General features: G+C 71.9%; 13 protein-coding genes. 7 read left to right on the forward strand and 6 right to left on the reverse strand.

Annotated elements, in window-relative coordinates; translation table 11 throughout:
- The first annotated feature begins 160 nt into the window (after positions 1 to 160).
- Positions 161 to 2,746 (forward strand): DUF4062 domain-containing protein, encoded by a 2,586-nt coding sequence (locus tag ACFVN5_RS16015; protein WP_376956232.1) that lies wholly within the window; start codon positions 161 to 163, stop codon positions 2,744 to 2,746.
- Between the two features lie 101 nt (positions 2,747 to 2,847).
- Here the strand turns inward: ACFVN5_RS16015 and ACFVN5_RS16020 are convergent, their stop codons facing one another.
- The 3 genes from ACFVN5_RS16020 to xylA form a co-directional block, all read right to left on the reverse strand.
- A complete protein-coding gene (locus ACFVN5_RS16020; RefSeq protein ID WP_376956233.1) occupies positions 2,848 to 3,123 on the reverse strand; it encodes a hypothetical protein in 276 nt (91 codons plus the stop codon).
- Positions 3,124 to 3,237: 114 nt separating this feature from the next.
- Positions 3,238 to 4,641, reverse strand: coding sequence for a xylulokinase (xylB, locus tag ACFVN5_RS16025; protein WP_376956234.1), 1,404 nt, complete (start codon positions 4,639 to 4,641; stop codon positions 3,238 to 3,240).
- An 81-nt stretch (positions 4,642 to 4,722) separates the two neighbouring features.
- The gene (gene xylA, locus ACFVN5_RS16030) at positions 4,723 to 5,913 is read right to left on the reverse strand and encodes a xylose isomerase (RefSeq protein WP_376956235.1); all 1,191 of its coding nucleotides are present in this window, start codon (positions 5,911 to 5,913) and stop codon (positions 4,723 to 4,725) included.
- A gap of 192 nt (positions 5,914 to 6,105) precedes the next feature.
- On the opposite strand from xylA, the gene ACFVN5_RS16035 reads away from it, so the two are divergent.
- The 6 genes from ACFVN5_RS16035 (at position 6,106) to ACFVN5_RS16060 (ending at position 13,805) form a co-directional block, all read left to right on the forward strand.
- Entirely contained in the window at positions 6,106 to 7,116 is a 1,011-nt protein-coding gene (locus ACFVN5_RS16035; protein ID WP_376956236.1) for a LacI family DNA-binding transcriptional regulator, read from the forward strand.
- A gap of 122 nt (positions 7,117 to 7,238) precedes the next feature.
- Positions 7,239 to 8,531 carry an ABC transporter substrate-binding protein gene (locus tag ACFVN5_RS16040; RefSeq protein WP_376956237.1) on the forward strand — a complete coding sequence of 431 codons (1,293 nt, stop codon included), beginning with the start codon at positions 7,239 to 7,241 and terminating at the stop codon, positions 8,529 to 8,531.
- Positions 8,532 to 8,603: 72 nt separating this feature from the next.
- The gene (locus ACFVN5_RS16045; protein WP_376956239.1) at positions 8,604 to 9,608 is read left to right on the forward strand and encodes a carbohydrate ABC transporter permease; all 1,005 of its coding nucleotides are present in this window, start codon (positions 8,604 to 8,606) and stop codon (positions 9,606 to 9,608) included.
- Positions 9,605 to 10,549, forward strand: coding sequence for a carbohydrate ABC transporter permease (locus ACFVN5_RS16050; RefSeq protein ID WP_376956241.1), 945 nt, complete (start codon positions 9,605 to 9,607; stop codon positions 10,547 to 10,549). Before ACFVN5_RS16045 ends, ACFVN5_RS16050 begins: the two co-directional genes overlap by 4 nt.
- Positions 10,550 to 10,551: 2 nt before the next feature.
- On the forward strand, positions 10,552 to 12,693 hold the full coding sequence (gene yicI / locus ACFVN5_RS16055) for an alpha-xylosidase (RefSeq protein WP_376956243.1): 2,142 nt from the start codon (positions 10,552 to 10,554) through the stop codon (positions 12,691 to 12,693).
- Between the two features lie 86 nt (positions 12,694 to 12,779).
- On the forward strand, positions 12,780 to 13,805 hold the full coding sequence (locus ACFVN5_RS16060; protein ID WP_376956244.1) for a LacI family DNA-binding transcriptional regulator: 1,026 nt from the start codon (positions 12,780 to 12,782) through the stop codon (positions 13,803 to 13,805).
- Positions 13,806 to 13,874: 69 nt separating this feature from the next.
- Here the strand turns inward: ACFVN5_RS16060 and ACFVN5_RS16065 are convergent, their stop codons facing one another.
- The 3 genes from ACFVN5_RS16065 to ACFVN5_RS16075 are packed head-to-tail and all read right to left on the reverse strand — an operon-like array spanning position 13,875 to position 18,143.
- A complete protein-coding gene (locus ACFVN5_RS16065; protein ID WP_376956245.1) occupies positions 13,875 to 16,259 on the reverse strand; it encodes a beta-glucosidase in 2,385 nt (794 codons plus the stop codon).
- Positions 16,256 to 17,149: a carbohydrate ABC transporter permease gene (locus ACFVN5_RS16070; protein ID WP_376956246.1), complete on the reverse strand. Its 894-nt coding sequence runs from the start codon at positions 17,147 to 17,149 to the stop codon at positions 16,256 to 16,258. The genes ACFVN5_RS16065 and ACFVN5_RS16070 overlap by 4 nt, the downstream gene beginning before the upstream one ends.
- 1 nt (position 17,150) lies before the next feature.
- On the reverse strand, positions 17,151 to 18,143 hold the full coding sequence (locus ACFVN5_RS16075; protein ID WP_376956247.1) for a carbohydrate ABC transporter permease: 993 nt from the start codon (positions 18,141 to 18,143) through the stop codon (positions 17,151 to 17,153).
- Between the last annotated feature and the right edge of the window lies 1 nt (position 18,144).

The following is an 18,144-nucleotide window of genomic DNA, read 5'->3' on the forward strand; positions in this document are numbered from 1 at the left end:
GTGCGAATGCAGGAACTTCCAGCCGACACGCCGTGGACCGACCCCGCGGAGGCGGCGAGTCGCCCGGAAGTTCCTGCAACGCGCGGCGGCGGCCACCTGACGGCGTGCTCGGGTGCACCGGTGCTGGACAGTGGGCGTCGGGCGGCAGGAGACTGGCCGCATGGACCGGGTCGCGGGTGGCATCCGAACGCCCGACCAGCGCCTGCGGGTGTTCGTCAGCTCGACGCTGAAGGAGCTGGCGCCCGAGCGGCGCGCGGCCCGGGGTGCGATCGAGCGGCTGTCGATGGCGCCCGTCATGTTCGAGCTCGGCGCCCGGCCGCACCCGCCGCGATCGCTCTACCGCGCGTACCTCGAGCAGAGCGACATCTTCGTCGGCATCTACGGGGAGCAGTACGGCTGGATCGCGCCCGGCGAGGACGTCTCGGGCCTGGAGGACGAGTGGAACCTCGCCCCCGACATCCCGAAGCTCATCTACCTCAAGCGCACCGAGCGCCGCGACGATCGGCTCGAGGGGCTGCTCGCGCGCATCCGCGCCGACGATCGCGCCTCGTACGCCTCGTTCACGGATGCCGCGGAGCTCGCCGAGCTCGTCGCCGCCGACCTGGCCTCGTTGCTGGCCGAGCGCTTCGACGCAGCCGATCCCCGTCGGGCGCCGTTCGCCGAACCCGCGCCGCAGCCCGCGTCGACGGAGTCGGTGCGCCTGCCGTCGCCGCTCACCCGTCTCCTCGGACGGGACGCCGAGCTCGCGACCGTGACGCGCATGTTGGCCGACGACGGCGATCGGCTCGTGACGCTCACCGGCCCCGGCGGCATCGGCAAGAGCCGGCTCGCGATCGCGGCGGCGCGGGCCGTGGAGACGTCGTTCCCCGACGGGGTGGTCTTCGTCGACCTCGCGCCGGTGATCGATCCCGGGCTCGTGACGACCGCCGTCGCGAACGCCCTCGGCATCCGTGACAGTGGAGACGGCTCGATGAGCGAGCGGCTCCGCCTCGCCCTCGCCGATCGGCGGATGCTGCTCGTGCTCGACAACGTGGAGCAGGTCGTCGAGGCGGCACCCGCACTCGCCGCGCTCCTCGGCGCGACCGCCGTCTCCGTGCTCGCGACGAGCCGGATCCTGCTGCGCGTGACGGGCGAGCAGAGCATCGAGCTGGGTCCGCTGCCGCCCGAGGCGGCCGTCGACCTCCTCGTCGAGCGCGCTCGCGCCGTGAAGCCCGACTTCGAGCTCACCGACGCCAACGCGGCGCAGGTGGCCGCGATCTGCACGGCGCTCGACTGCGCGCCGCTCGCCCTCGAGCTGGCCGCGGCGCGCCTGCGGGTGCTCACCCCCGCCGCCCTCGAGGAACGCCTCGACCATGCGCTGCCCCTCCTCACCGGCGGCGCCCGGGACCTGCCCGAGCGGCAGCGCACCCTGCGCGCGACGATCGACTGGAGCGCGCAGCTGCTCCGCCCGGCGGAGCGCGAGCTGTTGATGCGACTCGGGGTCTTCCGCTCCGGATTCGGGCTCGACGCCGCCGAGTGGATGACCGACGGCCTGGGCGACGTCGATGCGATGGACGCGCTCGGCGCGCTCGTCGACGGCAGCCTCGTGCGGGAGCAGGACCGCGGCGACCGGGCGTGGTACACGATGCTCGCCACGGTGCGGGAATACGGTCGCGAGCACCTCGAGGAGCGCGGCATCCTGACGGCCACCGAGGAACGCCACGCGCGGTTCTATGTCGCGCTCGCCGACTCGACCGATCAGCAGGCGACGTGGAAGGGCCAGATCGACCTCATGGCGCGGCTCGCCGACGAGCGCGACGAGCTCCGCGGCACCGTCGACCACTTCATGGCGACGGAGCAGTACGCCGAGCTCGCCTCGCTGGTCTGGCACCTGTATTGGTTCTGGTGGGTGAGCGGCCAGCTCGGCGAGGTGCGCACGTGGATGCTGCGCCTCCTCGAACCCGGAATCGACCTCGACGACCGCACCCGTGTCATCGCGCTCTTCTCCACGCACTCGATCCGGGTCGGGGAGACGCCCGACGCGGACGCTGCCGCTGCGCTCGCCGAGTGCGCCGCGTACTTCGAACGCGTGGGCGATCGGCTCGGCGAGAGCCTGTCGCTCGTGGCCCTGGCGATCGCCCAGATGTCGCTCACACCGCCCGACATCGACGGCGCCGAGCGCACGCTCGGCCGCAGCCTCGAGCTCGTCGAGGAGGACGGCGATCCCTTCGGACGGACGATGGTGCGCATCATGCTCGCGCGCGCGGCCATGGCGAGAGGTCGGCTGAACCTGGCGTTCCGACTCCTCGACGAGAGCCTCGGGATCGCGCGCGACAACGAGGACCCCCTCGGCGAGGCCATCGCCCTCAATCACCTGGGCTGGGCTCGGCTCCTCGACGGCGATCCCGAGGGCGCCCGCGGATGCTTCACCGAGCAGCTGCTCATCTCGTCGACCTTCGGGCACGAGGAGGGCTTCGCCTACGGGCTCGAGGCGATGTCGGCGGTCGCGGCGGTGAGCGGAGACCTCGCGCGGGCCGGCCGGCTGTTCGGCGCCGCCGAGATCGTGCGCGAGCGCAAGGGCCTGATGACCGGTGGAACCTTCTCGCTCCATGGCCCGATCCTCGAGCGGGCACTGGCGGAGGCCGGCCACGACGGGACCGCCGCCTTCGAAGCCGGACGTCGCGCCGGCCGCGGCGCCGACCTCGCCGACATGGTCGCGCTCGCAATGACGTCGCCGGTGTCGGAGGGCACGACGGAGACGGCCTGACGGAGACGGCCTGACGGCGCGCCGCCGGCGTCGGGGCGCGCCCACGGCACCGGGCTGACCGCTCGCCGTCGGCCCGGAGGTCCCGCTCGGGTCGGCACCGGTCAGACCGAGTGCTTGCCCGGGTGCGGCTTCGGGGGCTCGGTGCGGATGTACTTGCCGTGGCGCTCCGACGGATCGACCGCATCGGGGTGCTCGGACGTCGAGGTGTAGTCGCCCTCCACCGACTCGTCCTCGGCCACGCCATCGGTGCGGGTGTACTCGCCGGCCACGCCGCGGACCTCGGGTCCCTCGCCGTCGACCTCGGTGTAGCGGCCCACGAGGCGGTCGACCGACTCGTCGTCCTTCTCGGCGGGCTCGTTCGGAGTGGAATCTGACATCATCGCTCCCTCGCTCATGGTCCGGGGCGGCGCCGTGGTACGGCGACGTCTCGGCTTCATGCTACGCCCGCGAACCGCGAGAACGGCTGGAAGGTGCCCCTGACCTCGGCGTTCTCAGCCCGCGGTGATCCCGGCCGCCGCCGCGTACTGCTCGCGGATGGCCCCGCGGGTGTCGGCCGCGAGCTCCTCGGCGGTCTCCACCGGCCACGACGGCCGCTCGCCCGTGAGCACCCACGCCGCCTGCCGAGCCGCGCCGTCGGCCACGTATTCACCCGGCGCGGGCACCGTCACGGGCACGTCGAAGACCTGCGCCGCGACCCGCCGGACGGCGGGGTTCTGCGCGGCGCCGCCGATGAGCAGCACGCGCTGCGCGTCGACGCCCTGACCGCGCACGGCGTCGAGCCCGTCGGCGAGTCCGCACAGCATGCCCTCGATCGCGGCGCGCGCGATCGACGGCCGCGTCGTGTTCGCGAGCGTGAGGCCCGAGAACGACGCGGTCGCGTCGGGGAGGTTCGGCGTGCGCTCGCCCTCGAAGTACGGCACGAGCACGGCGCCGGATGCCCCGGGCTCGCCCTCGAGCGCGATCCGTCCGAGCTCGGAGTGGTCGACGCCGAGCAGGCGCGCCGTCGCGTCCAGCACGCGGGCCGCGTTCAGGGTGGCGATGAGCGGGAGGAAGCGGCCCGTGGCGTCCGCGAACCCGGCGACGGTGCCCGAGGCGTCGGCGACGGGGGCATCCGTCACGGCGAAGACCGTGCCGCTCGTGCCGATCGACACGACGACGTCGCCGGATGCCGCGTCGAGCCCGAGCGCGGCCGCCGCGTTGTCGCCCGCGCCGGGGCCGACGAGGATGCCGTCGGGCGTACGGCCGGCGGACTCCCCGGGGCCGAGCACGCGCGGGAGGATCGCGTCGTGCCCGAGCGCCCGGACGAGGAGGTCGCGGTCGTAGCCGTCGGCGCCCCAGTACGCGGTGCCGCTCGCGTCGGACCGGTCGGTCGTGAGCTCGCCGAGCACCGGGCCCAGCGGTGACTCGCCGGCGGGTCCGTAGCCGCGCAGGCGCCACGTGAGCCAGTCGTGGGGGAGCGCCACCGCTGCGACGCGCGCCGCGGCATCGGGCTCGGCGTCCCGAAGCCAGCGCAGCTTCGTCGCCGTGAACGACGCCACCGGCACGACGCCCGTGCGGCGGGCGTACTCGTCGGCGCCGACCTCGTCGATGAGGTCGCGGGCGGCCTGCGCCGACCGGGTGTCGTTCCAGAGCAGGGCGTCGCGGATGACCCGGCCCTCGGCGTCGAGCACGACCATGCCGTGCTGCTGCCCGCCGATCGAGATCGCCTCGACGCCGTCGAGCCCGCCGGCATCCGTGAACGCGCTGAGCAGCGCGCCCCACCAGGCGGCCGGATCGACCTCGGTGCCGTCGGGATGCGGGGCCCGGCCGGAGCGCACGAGCGCGCCGGTCGCGGCATCCCGGATCACGATCTTGCAGGACTGCGTCGACGAGTCGACGCCGGCGACGAGTGCCATGGTGCTCCTTCGGGGAGATGGCCCCTGAGCTCGTCGAAGGGGCGCTTCGACGAGCTCAGCGACCGGGATCAGGAGGGAGCGTCAGCGCGCGCCGAGCACGTGCTCCGTGGCGAGCTGCTGCAGCCGCACGAAGCCGAAGCCCTTGCCGCCGAGGTACGCCGACGCGTCGAAGTCCTCGAACGCCGAACGGTCGGCGAGGAGGTCGTCGTACGACTCGCCGTCGCCGAGGGTCGGCTGCGCGAGCTCGAGCACCTTCGCGGCCTCGAGCGCCTCCTGCACCTCGGGGTCGGCGCGGAAGGCCGCGGCGCGCTCCTTGAGCAGCAGGTAGGTGCGCATGTTCGCCGCCGCGGAGTCCCAGACGCCGGTCTCGTCCTCGGTGCGGCTCGGCTTGTAGTCGAAGTGGCGGGGACCCTCGTAGGCCGGTGCGCCGTTGGGGCCGCCGTTCTCGAGCAGGTCGACCAGGGCGAACGCGTTGTGCAGGTCGCCGTGGCCGAACACGAGGTCCTGGTCGTACTTGATGCCGCGCTGGCCGTTCAGGTCGATGTGGAAGAGCTTGCCGTGGTACAGCGCCTGCGCGATACCGGCGGCGAAGTTCAGGCCCGCCATCTGCTCGTGGCCGACCTCGGGGTTGAGGCCGACGAGCTCGGGGCGCTCGAGCGAGTCGATGAAGGCGAGCGCGTGCCCGACCGTGGGCAGCAGGATGTCGCCGCGGGGCTCGTTCGGCTTCGGCTCGATCGCGAACTTCAGGTCGTAGCCCTTGTCGGTCACGTAGTCGCCGAGCAGGTTGACCGCCTCGCGGTAGCGCTCGAGGGCGGAGCGGATGTCCTTCGCGGCGTCGTACTCGGCGCCCTCGCGGCCGCCCCACATGACGAACGTCTTGGCCCCGAGCTCGGCGGCGAGGTCGATGTTGCGCAGCACCTTGCGGAGCGCGAAGCGGCGCACCTGGCGGTCGTTCGACGTGAAGCCGCCGTCCTTGAACACGGGGGCGCTGAAGAGGTTGGTGGTGACCATCGGCACGATGACGCCGGTGGCCTCGAGCGCGCCCTTGAGGCGGTCGATCTGCGTCTGGCGCTCGGCGTCGGACGAGCCGAACGCGAACAGGTCGTCGTCGTGGAAGGTGAGGCCGTAGGCGCCGAGCTCGTCGAGCTTCTCGACCACGTGCACGACGTCGAGGGGCTTCCGCGTCGGGCCGCCGAAGGGGTCGGTGCCGTTGTAGCCGACGGTCCAGAGGCCGAAGGAGAACTTGTCGTCGCGGGTGGGCGCGCTGGCCATGGGTGATCCGCCTTTCAGCGTCATCGGTGATTTGTTGGCAGATACAACATAAGGCAACGGCCCGGCCCGACGCAAGCCGGACCGGCCGACGAGCCATTTGTTCGCAATTTCCACAAAACAGTTGCGAAGCGTTTCGACATGTGCGTAAAGTCCCGTCCTGTCAATCGAAACGCTTAGACGATGGAGTCCGACATGGCGAAGATCCACGAGGTGGCCAAGGCCGCCGGTGTGTCGATCAGCACCGTGTCGTACGCCCTGAGCGGCAAGCGCACGATCTCCGCCGAGACGCGCCGCCGCATCGAGCAGGCCGTGCGCGACCTCGACTACCGGCCCAACGCGGGCGCCCGCATGCTCGCCGGCCGCCGCACCAACATCTTCGCGCTCACGGAGCCGTTCCGCGCCGACACCCACGCGCCGACCCACATGGCGTTCGTCCTCGCGACCTCGATCGCAGCTCGGCGCTTCGACTACGACATCCTGCTCCTCACCGAGGAGGAGGCCTCGGTCGGCATGCGCCGCGTCGCCTCGAGCGGGCTCGTCGACGGCGTGATCGTGCTCGACGTGGCGCCCGACGACGAGCGGGTCGACCTCGCTCGCCGCATCTCGCTGCCGTCGGTCTTCATCGGCGTGCCCGACGACCACGAGGGGCTCGTGTGCGTCGACCTCGACTTCGAGGCGGCCGCGGCCCTCGCCGTCGATCGCCTCGCCGACCTCGGCCATCGCTCCATCGGGCTCGTCGGCCACGCGCCGGTCGCCTACGAGAAGTCGAACTTCCCGCCGCGCGTGCGGGCGGGCTTCGAGGACCGCGCCGCGGAGCGCGGGCTCGCGGCATCCGTCGAGCTGCCCGAACCGAACGGCCGACGCGGCGAGGGGGTGCGCGCCTCGGTGCGGGCGCTCCTCGACGTCGGCGCGACCGCACTCGTGCTGCACTGCGACGACGCGGCGCACGCCGCCGTGCTCGACGAGCTCGCCCAGCGCGGCCTCGCGGTGCCCCACGACGTGTCGGTCGTGTCCGTCGGCGCGACGTTCGACACCACGGCGTTCCATCCGCCCATCGACTCGGTGCCGCTGGTGCCGCAGGCGTCGTGCGACCTCGCGGTCGACCTCGCCATGCGGCTCGTGGAGGGCGACGACGTCGCCCCCGGCGTGCACCTCATCGAGCCCGGGTACCAGGACCGGGGCTCGACCGCGCCGCCGCCCTGACCGGCGCCGGCGCCCACCCCGCCGGGGTGCTTCGCGGCTCGCTATCGAAGCGCTTCGACAACTTTTCATCCCATCCACGCACCGCACGAACACCCCAACCACATCCCCCCACGGAGGTAGCAATGAAGCACACCAGAACCCTCGCCGTCGCCGCGTCGCTCGCGGCCGCGGCGCTCGCCCTGAGCGGCTGCTCCGGCGGTGGCTCGGGAGCCGACGACAACACGCTGCGGCTCTGGCACTACGAGGGCGCCGACAGCGCCATGGGCAAGGCCTGGGACGAGGCGATCAAGGTCTTCGAGGAGGAGACCGGCGCGACCGTCGAGTTCGAGGAGAAGAGCTTCGAGCAGATCCGCTCGACCGCCAGCCAGGTGCTCAACTCCAACGAGGCCCCCGACCTGCTCGAGTACAACAAGGGCAACGCGACCGCGGGGCTCCTCTCGAGCCAGGGCCTGCTCACGCCGCTCGACGACGCCGTGGAGGAGTACGGCTGGGACGACCAGCTCGCGCCGTCGCTGCAGACCACGGCGAAGTACGACGAGGACGGCATCATGGGCTCGGGCAGCTGGTACGGCGTGCCCAACTACGGCGAGTTCGTCGAGGTGTACTACAACAAGGACGCGTTCGCGGCGGCCGGCCTCGAGGTGCCGACGACGCTCGACGAGTTCGAGGACGTGCTCGCGGCCTTCGCCGCGCAGGGCGTGACCCCGCTCGCCGAGTCGGCCGCGGAGTACCCGCTCGGCCAGCTCTGGTACCAGCTCGCGCTCTCGAAGGCCGATCGCCAGTTCGTGGACGACTACCAGCTCTACGAGAACCCCGTCGACTGGACGGGCGACGAGATCAGCTACGCGACCGAGACCGTCGCGGACTGGACCGAGAAGGGCTACATCTCCGCGGACTCGAGCGGCCTCAAGGCCGAGGACGCGGGCGTCGGCTTCATCAGCGGCGACTACCCGATCTTCTTCTCGGGGAGCTGGTGGTACGGCCGCTTCGCGAGCGAGATCTCGGACTTCGAGTGGGGCACGTTCCTGTTCCCCGAGACCGAGCTGTCGCCGGGATCCGCGGGCAACATGTGGGTCGTCCCCGAGCAGGCGAAGAACAAGGAGCTCGCCTACCAGTTCATCGACATCACGATGCGCCCCGAGATCCAGGCGATCCTCGGCAACAACGGCGGCGTGCCGGTCGCGGCCGACGCGGCCGACATCACCGACCCGAAGTCGCAGGAGCTCATCGCGAACTTCAACGCGCTCACCGAGAAGGACGGCATCGCCTTCTACCCCGACTGGCCCACGCCGACGTTCTACGACGAGCTGAACGCCGGGCTCCAGGAGCTGGTGAACGGCACCAAGTCGCCCGCCGACGTGCAGCAGCAGCTCGGCGAGCAGTACCAGGCCGGTGTCGAGGACATCGTCGGCTGATCGATGACGGATGCCGCGGGCGCACGTCGGCCCGCGGCATCCGCCCCTCGACCCACCTCGGAAGGAACCATCATGTCCGAAGCCCTCGACACGCGGGCGGCGACCCTGCCGGAGCGCGGCGACGTCGCCGCGCGACGCGAGGCCCGCCGCCCCGGACGCGGCGCACAGAGCCTCATCCCGGGCTCCAGCCGGAACGCGTTCTGGCTCTACCTCGTGCCCGGCCTGGCGCTGCTCGCCGTCATCGTCGTGATCCCGCTGGGGTGGAACGTCTTCCTCACCTTCACGGAGTACCGCGGCATCCGCCCGCCCGAGTGGATCGGCCTCGACAACTGGGTCGAGCTCATGGGCGACGAGGTCTTCTGGACCTCGTTCGGCAATTCGATCGCGATGATCGTCGCGATGGTGGTCGTGCCGACGCTCCTCGGCCTCGTGCTCGCCGCCATGCTGTTCGACCTCATCGGCAAGAAGTTCGGCGGCAAGCTCGCGAGCTTCCTGCGCGCCACCTACTACCTGCCCCAGATCCTTCCCGCGGTCATCGCCGCGATCGTCATCGGCTGGATCCTGCGCCCGCAGAACGGCGCCCTCAACCAGGTGCTCGAGGCGATCGGCCTCGGCGACCTCGCCCACAACTGGCTCGGCAGCCCCGACACCGCGCTCGCCAGCATCATGGTGATCATGGTCTGGGTGCAGCTCGGCTACCCGATCGTCATCTTCATGGCCGCGCTCCAGCGGGTCGATCCCGAGCTCTACGAGGCCGCCGAGCTCGACGGCGCGAACTGGTTCCAGCGGTTCCGCGCGATCACGGTCGGCATCATCCGGCCCGAGATCTTCGTCGTCACCCTGACCTGCACGATCGCCGCGCTCAAGGTGTTCGGCCCCGTGTACGCCCTCACGGGAGGCGGCCCCGGCACGGCCACGATCGTGCCGGCCTACTACGCGTACAGCGAGTTCTTCCAGTCGCAGCAGGTGGGCTACGGCGCCACCATCGCGACCGCGCTGACGATCGTGATCGCCGCCGTGAGCGTGGCGTTCATCCTCGTGCAGAACCGCGTCGAGCAGAAGGAGGAGGAGCGATGACCGCCATCATCGAGGAACTCGACCCCGACCACCGCGCGGTCGAGCTGCCCCCGCCGCCGTCGAGCGGCCGACGCGGCACGTCGCGCCGCACGTCCCGCCGCGCCGGGAACGGCCCCACGAAGCGCACCGCCGGCGACTGGGTCGTGCTCCTCGTCGCGATCGTGCTCGGCTTCTTCATCGCCGTGCCGTTCCTGCTCATCCTCGTCAACTCGTTCAAGTCGCCGGCGGACTACAACACGTCGGGCCCGCTGACGCTGCCCACCGAGTTCTACTTCGACGGCATCGTCGCGTTCTGGGAGCGCGTCGACTTCCCGCAGAAGCTCTGGAACAGCGTGTTCATCTCGGGGCTCGTCGCGGTCTTCGCGGTGGCGCTGTCGATGTTCAACGCCTTCGCACTCGGCATCGGCCGGGTGAAGGGCCGGCTCTGGATCGTCGTGCTCATCCTGCTCGCGAACATGCTGCCGCAGGAGGTGCTGCTCTACCCGCTCTACTTCATGTTCAAGCAGGTCGGCCTCTACGACAGCCAGTGGGCGGTCATCATCATCTTCACGGTCATCCAGTCGGCGTTCGGCACCTACCTGCTCGCCTCGGTCTACTCGACGTTCCCGAAGGAGATGCTCGAGGCAGCCTCGCTCGACGGCGCCTCGCGGTGGCAGATCCTCTGGCGCGTCGTCTACCCGATCTCGCGTCCGACGCTCTCGGTGCTGCTGATCTTCTTCTTCATCTGGACGTGGAACGAGTTCCTCATCCCGCTCACGTTCCTCGTGTCGAACGACACGCAGACCGTGCCGGTGGCCATCACCGTGCTGCAGGGCGACCGGCTCATGGATGTCACGACGACGAGCGCCTCGGCGCTGCTCGGGCTCATCCCGACCCTGGTGTTCTTCCTCATCTTCCAACGCACCCTCACCCGGGGCATCACCGCAGGAGCAGTCAAGTAGTCATGAAGTTCACCGATGGGTTCTGGCACACCCGGCCCGGTGTCGAGGCGCTCTACGCGCAGGAGGCCCGCGACCTCGCGGTCGACGGCGACGAGCTCGTCGCGTGGGCGCCGACGCGCGTCGTCGCGACGCGGGGCGACACGCTCAACCGGCCGATGCTCACGGTCTCGCTCGCGAGCCCGGCCGAGGGCGTCATCCGCGTGCGCATCGAGCACCACTGCGGCACGCCGCGCGACGTCGGCTTCGGCATCGGGTCGGATGCCGCGCACCGCCCGGTCATCGCGATCGACGACGAGGGCGGCGTGGTCGACGCCGGCTCCCTGCGCGCGCGCATCCGGCGCGGCGCACCGTGGGACCTCTCGTTCGAGCACGACGGCGGCACCTACACGTCGAGCGGCCACAAGTCGGTCGGGTACATGCGGCTGGCGCCGGGTGCGCCGGTGGCGGCCGAGCCGGCGGGCGTGGCCGGCATCACGACGACCGGCCTCGCCACGGCATCCGCGTACCTGCACGCGCAGCTCTCGCTCGGCGTGGGCGAGCTCGTCTACGGGCTCGGGGAGCGGTTCGGCCCGCTCGTGAAGAACGGCCAGACCGTCGACGTGTGGAACGCCGACGGCGGCACGTCGAGCGAGCAGTCCTACAAGAACGTGCCGTTCTACCTCACGAACCGCGGCTACGGCGTGCTCGTGAACCACGCGGGGCACGTCTCGTTCGAGGTCGGCTCGGAGGCCGTGGAGCAGGTGCAGTTCTCGGTCGCGGGCGAGTGCCTCGAGTACTTCGTGATCGCGGGCCCGACGCCCGCCGAGGTGCTCGACCGCTACACGCGGCTCACCGGCCGCCCGGCGCACGTGCCCGACTGGTCGTACGGACTCTGGCTCTCGACGAGCTTCACGACCGACTACGACGAGGACACGGTCAACGCGTTCATCGACGGGATGGCCGAGCGCGACATCCCGCTCGAGGTGTTCCACTTCGACTGCTTCTGGATGCGGGAGTTCCACTGGACCGACTTCGAGTGGGACCCCGCCGTGTTCCCCGACCCCGAGGGCATGCTCTCGCGCCTCCACGACCGCGGCCTGCGCGTGAGCGCGTGGCTCAACCCGTACATCGCGCAGCGCTCGAAGCTGTTCCGCGAGGGCGTCGAGCACGGCTATCTCGTGCGCCGGCCCGACGGGAGCGTCTGGCAGTGGGACCTCTGGCAGGCCGGCATGGCGCTCGTCGACTTCACGAACCCCGAGGCGACGCGCTGGTTCCAGGACCACCTGCGGGGGCTGCTCGCGCAGGGCGTCGACGCGATCAAGACCGACTTCGGGGAGCGCATCCCGATCGACGTCGCGTGGCACGACGGCAGCGACCCCGAGGCGATGCACCACCGCTACACGCAGCTCTACAACCGGGCCGTCTTCGACGTGCTCGAGGAGGTGCGCGGCCCCGGCGAGGCGGTGCTGTTCGCCCGGTCGGCGACCGCCGGCGGCCAGTCGATGCCCGTGCACTGGGGCGGCGACAACTCGTCGACGTTCACGTCGATGGCCGAGAGCCTGCGCGGCGGGCTGTCGCTCGCGCTCAGCGGCTTCGGCTACTGGAGCCACGACATCGGCGGCTTCGAGGGCGACCCCGACCCGGCGGTGTTCAAGCGCTGGCTGGCGTTCGGCCTGCTCTCGAGCCACTCCCGGCTGCACGGCTCCACGAGCTACCGCGTGCCGTGGGCGTTCGACACGGGCGAGGAGGCGCCGGGCCAGAGCGCGGTCGAGGTCGCGCGCGCGTTCGCCAAGCTCAAGGCCTCGCTGCGCCCGTACCTCGTCGCGGCGGGCGACGAGGCGCACCGCACCGGACGCCCGGTCATGCGCCCGATGCAGCTCGAGTTCCCCGAGGACCCCGCGACGGGCTACCTCGACCGGCAGTACCTGCTCGGTCCGAGCCTGCTCGTGGCGCCGGTGTTCTCGGCGTCGGGAGAGGTGGACTACTACCTGCCCGCCGGCCGCTGGACGAACTGGTTCACTCGCGAGGTCGTCGAGGGGGGCGGCTGGCGCCGCGAGGTGCACGGGTTCGACACCGTTCCCCTGTGGATCCGGGAGGGCGTCGTCGTGCCCGTCGTCGACGAGGACGGGCGTGCGGGCGAGGTGCGAGGTGCCGAGGCATCCTGAGTCGACTGGAGACTGGCGCGGCTCGCACGATCCGCGGGGCTCGCACGATTCGCGTGGCCGCAAGTTTCGGCGCTAGGCTTCGAAACATGGCAACGGATGTCGCGGGGGAGCGGGTCACGCTGGCCGAGGTCGCCGAGGAGGCCGGGGTCTCGCTGTCGACCATCTCGAAGGTGCTCAACGGGCGCACGGATGTCGCGCCGGGCACCCGCGCCCGCGTGGAGCGGCTGCTCCACGACCGCGGCTACGTTCGTCGCGGCGCCGGTCGCTCGGAGACGCACGCCGACCTCATCGAACTCGTCTTCCACGAGCTCGACCCGATCTGGTCGATGGAGCTCATCGGCGGGGTCGAGTCGGTCGCGAAGGCCGAGGGCCTCAGCGTCGTGCTCACGGTGAGCGGCAGCCGGCACGCGCCCGATCCCGACTGGATCGAGGGCGTCATCCGCCGTCGGCCCGTCGGCGTCATCCTCGTGTTCTCGGAGCTCGCGCCCGAATACCGGGAGCAGTTGCGGGCGCGCGCCATCCCGTTCGTCATCGTCGATCCCGCAGGCGATCCGTCGCCCGACGTGCCGAGCGTGGGCTCGGCGAACTGGTCGGGCGGCCTGGCCGCCACCCGGCACCTCATCGAGCTCGGCCACCGGCGCATCGCGGCGATCACGGGCCCCGAGGACATGATGTGCTCGCTCGCGCGCCTCGACGGCTTCCGCTCGGCGATGAACACGGCGGGCCTGCCCATCCGCGACGAGTGGATCCGGTTCGGCGACTTCCACACCTCCGGCGGGCGCGACCGGGCTCGCGAGGTGCTCGACGGCCCCGAGCGGCCGACCGCGATCTTCGCGGGCAGTGACATGCAGGCGCTCGGCGTGCTCGAGGCGGCACGCGAGCGCGGCATCCGCGTGCCCGAGGACCTCTCGGTCGTCGGCTACGACGACATCCCGCTCGCGCGCTGGCTCACCCCGAAGCTCACGACGGTGCACCAGCCCCTGCGCCGCATGGGCGAGGAGGCGGTGCTGCTCGCGCTGCGGCTCGCCGAGGAGACGGTGGAGTCGACGCCGCGCATGGACCTGGCGACGAGCCTCGTCGTGCGCGACAGCACGGCGCCGCCCGCGGCGTAGCGCGGCGAGCCGCAGCAGACGACAGCGCCGCCGGCCGGAGCGGGGAGGGCTCCGGCCGGCGGCGCCGGGTCATTCCGCGGGGTCGGCCGGCCGCGGCATCCGTCGCACGAACACGTCGGGGTGCAGGCGACGGGTGTGGTCGACGACCCGCACCGGGCCCGTGAGGCGCACCGTGGTCGCGAGCGCCAGGTCGCCGCTCGAGCGGCCGAGGCTCAGCACGAGCTCGCCCGGCTCGACGATGCGCACGCCGTCGCGCGACGTGAACGACGCGAGGTCGGCCGGCACCGTGAACCGCACGTCGGCGGCCTCGCCGGGCGCGAGCGCGACGCGCGCGTACCCGACGAGCCGCTGCACCGGTCGCACGACGGATGCCACGGGGTCGTGCAGGTAGAGCTGCACGACCTCGACGCCGGGGCGCTCGCCGGCATTGCGCACGCGCACCCGTACGTCGGCGTCGCCTTCGGTCGCGATCTCGGAGGCCCCGCCGCCGGCGCCCTCCCACTCGAACTCGGTGTAGGTGAGGCCGTGGCCGAACGGGTAGCGCGCCGTCGGGTCGATGTTCGAGACGCCGTTGCGGCGCTCGAGCGGTGTCGCGAGGTACGTCGACGGGTGCACGCCCGCCGACGCCGGCACCGAGACGGGAAGCCGCCCGCTCGGCTCGACCCGGCCGCTGAGGATGCCCGCCAGCGCGCGCGTCCCCTCCTCGCCCGCGAAGAACGCCTCGAGGATGCCCGCCGCGCGGTCGGGGGCCGTGCCGAGCGTGTAGGGACGCCCGGCGAGCAGCGTCACGACCGTCGGCACGCCGACGTCGAGCACGGCCTCCAGCAGCGCCGCCTGGGCGCCGGGGAGCTGCAGCGACTCGGCATCGCAGCCCTCGCCGCTCGTGCCGCGGCCGAACAGTCCGGCGCGGTCGCCGAGCGCGAGCACGACGACGTCGGCGGCCGCGGCCGCCTCGAGCGCCGCGCCGATCCCGTCGGTCTCGCCGCCGTCGATGCTCGTGCCCGCGGCGTGCGCGAGCTCGGCGCCCGGGAACTCGTCCCGGAGCGACTCGAGCAGCGTGGGCAGCACGATCCCGTCGCCCGACTCGGGGTGGTTGACTCCGACGTGCGTCGGGAACGCGTAGCACCCGAGCACGGCGAACCGGTCGTCGGCGGTCGGGCCGATCACGGCGATCCGCCGCGGCGCGGCGAGCGGGAGCGTCCCGTCGTTGCGCAGCAGCACGATCGCGCGCTCGGCGATCTCGGCCGCGAGTGCCCGGTTCCCCGGGGGATCGAGGTCGATCGTGCCGCGAACCGCGTCGATGTCGTCGGCGCGGCCGGCGAGCGCGGGCGGCAGCGGATCCCAGTCGGCGTCGAGCAGGCCGAGCCCGACCTTCTGCGCGAGCACGCGTCGCAGCGCCCGATCCAGCACCTTCACGTCGAGCCGGCCGTCGGCGACGGCCGCCACGAGCGGAGCGCCGAAGGCGTGCACTGTCGGGAGCTCCACGTCGATGCCGGCCTCGAGGGCCGCGGCCGCGGCATCCGCCAGCGACCCGGCCGTGCCGTGCAGGGTCTGCAGGAACGCCACCGAGAAGTAGTCGGCGACGACCGTGCCCTCGAAGCCCCACGTGTCGCGGAGCAGCTCGGTGAGCAGCGAGGCATCCGCCGCCGTGGGCACGCCGTCGAGGTCGGTGTACGCGTTCATGACCGACCGGGGCCGGCCGTCGCGCACGACCATCTCGAACGGCGGCAGCAGCACGTCGGCGAGCTCGCGTCGTCCGACGGCGACGGGCGCGAGGTTGCGTCCGGCCTTCGAGGCGGAGTAGCCGACGAAGTGCTTGAGCGTGGCGACGACGCCCGCCGACTCGAGCCCGCGCACGTACGCCGCGCCGACCGTGCCGACGAGGTACGGGTCCTCGCCCATGGTCTCCTCGACCCGGCCCCAGCGCGCGTCGCGCACGACGTCGAGCACGGGCGCGAGGCCCTGGTGGATGCCGACCGAGCGCAGGTCGTCGCCGATGCGCCGCGCCATCCGCTCGATGAGCTCGGGGTCGAACGTCGCCGCCCACGAGAGCGGCACCGGATAGGCGGTCGCGCCCCAGGCCGCGAAGCCCGCGAGGCACTCCTCGTGCGCCACCGCGGGGATGCCGAGCCGGCTCTCCGCCATGATGCGGCGCTGCGTACGGGCGAGCGAGAGCGCGCCGACGCCCGGGTCGACGGGCGCCGTCCCGAACGGCCGGGTCAGCTGCCCGAGTCCCTTCGGGAGGAGCTCGTCGAGGTCGACGTCGCCGATCATCTCGTGCTGGTTCGGGGCGACGTCGCCGCCCTCGGCCGAGGCGCCGACCCACACGCCGTACAGCTGCGCGATCTTCTCCTCGAGCGTGAGCTCGGCGATGATCGCCTCGACGCGGTCGGCGACGGATGCCGCGGCATCCTGCCACGGCGGGATGCCCCGTGCGGTCTGCTGGTCGGTCATCCCTTCACCGCCCCGGTGAGGCCGCCGACGATGCGCTTCTCCGCGAAGAGGAAGAACGCGAGCGCCGGGATCATCGCGAGCGAGGTGTAGGCGAGCACGGCGCCCGTGTCCTGCGAGTACTGCGTCGAGAACTGCGTGACGCCGAGCGGCAGGGGCCAGAGCTCCTGCGGCAGGCTGCCCGTCGAGATCACGAGCAGCGGCAGCAGGTAGCCGTTCCAGCTGCCGATGAAGGCGAGCACGCCGACCGTCACGAGGCCGGGCATCGAGAGCGGCAGCAGGATGCGCCAGAAGAAGCCGATCCGGCCGGTGCCGTCGAGCGCGGCGGCCTCCTCGAGCTCGTCGGGGATGGCCCGCAGGAACGGCACCAGGATGATGATCGTCGTCGGCAGCGCGAACGCGACGCTCGGGATGATGACGCCCAGGTACGAGCCGTGCAGGCCGAGCGTGCGCAGCATGAGCGTGAGCGGCAGCGCCGCCACGGTGAGCGGGAACATCAACCCCGCGGCGAAGAGGCTGTACAGCCCGGTGCGCCCGCGGAAGTCGTAGCGCGCGATGACGAACGCGGCCATGATGCCGAACACGACGACGCCCGCGGTGGTCGCGATGGCGAGGATCGAGCTCGCGAGCACGTTGCCCCAGAACCGGGGCGAGCCGAGCACGGTCGACCAGTTCTGCAGGGTCCACGGGTCGGGCATCCCGGCCGGGTTGGCGTTGAGGTCGGCCGTGGTGCGGAACCCGCCGATGAAGACGTAGAGCACCGGACCGATGGCGATCGCGGCGATGACGAGCGCGATCAGGTAGACGAACGGCTGTCCCCAGTCGATTCGCCGGCCCGCGGGCACGTGCGGTGCCCCGCGGCCCTCGGTGGTGATGGCGGTGGTGGCGGTCATGTCAGCGAACCCCTCGGGTGACGGCGCCGGCGAGGTCGCGGCGCAGGGCGAAGCGCTGGTACACGAGCGCGATGACGAGCGAGATCAGGAACAGGATCACGGCGATGGCGCTGCCGTAGCCGGGCTGCCCGCCGAACTGCCCCTTCTCGACCATGTACGTGGCCATGGTCTGCGTGGCGTTGAGGGGGCCGCCGCGCGTGGTGACCCACACCATGTCGAAGAGCTGCAGCGAGCCGATGATCGAGAGGAACGCCCAGATCCGGATGGTCGGGCCGAGCAGCGGGATGGTGATGTGCCGCTGGACCTGCCACCAGCTCGCGCCGTCGATCGACGCGGCCTCGGCGAGCTCCTCGGGCACGCCCTGGAGGCCGGCGAGCATGAGCAGGATGGCGAAGCCGACGTACTTCCACGTCAGGATGAAGAACATCGTCCAGAGGGCGATCGCGGGGTCCGCGAGCCAGTTCTGCTGGAGGGCGCCGAGGCCGAGGGACTCGAGCAGGGCGTTCACGCCGCCGGTCGGCTGCAGGAGGAGCTTCCACGAGAGGCCCGCGATGACCTCGGCGAGCACGTACGGCACGAAGATGAGCAGCCGCAGTGCCGCGCGGCCGCGGATGCGCCGGTTGAGCAGCAGCGCGACGCCGATGGCGATCGGGCCCTGGATGAGCAGGGAGGCGCCGAGGATGAAGAAGTTGTGGCCGACCGCGCCGAGGAACACCGGGTCGTTGAGGGCGCGGACGTAGTTCTGGAGGCCGATGAAGCGGGCCGGGTCCGCGAGGTCGTCCCACTGGAACGCCTGCGGGAGGTTGTAGAAGCTGTACACCGCCGCGAGGATCACGGGCAGGATGACGAAGCCGAGGAACAGGATCAGCGCCGGGCCGACGAAGAGGGCGATCTCGGCGCGCTTCCGGCTCTTGGCCGACCTGCGGCGGGGTGTCGGGGTGGGGGCCGGGCCCGCGGAGACCGCGGGCCCGGCCGACTTGAGGAGCGTGGTCATG

Source organism: Agromyces sp. NPDC057865 (assembly GCF_042796995.1).
Lineage (GTDB): Bacteria > Actinomycetota > Actinomycetes > Actinomycetales > Microbacteriaceae > Agromyces.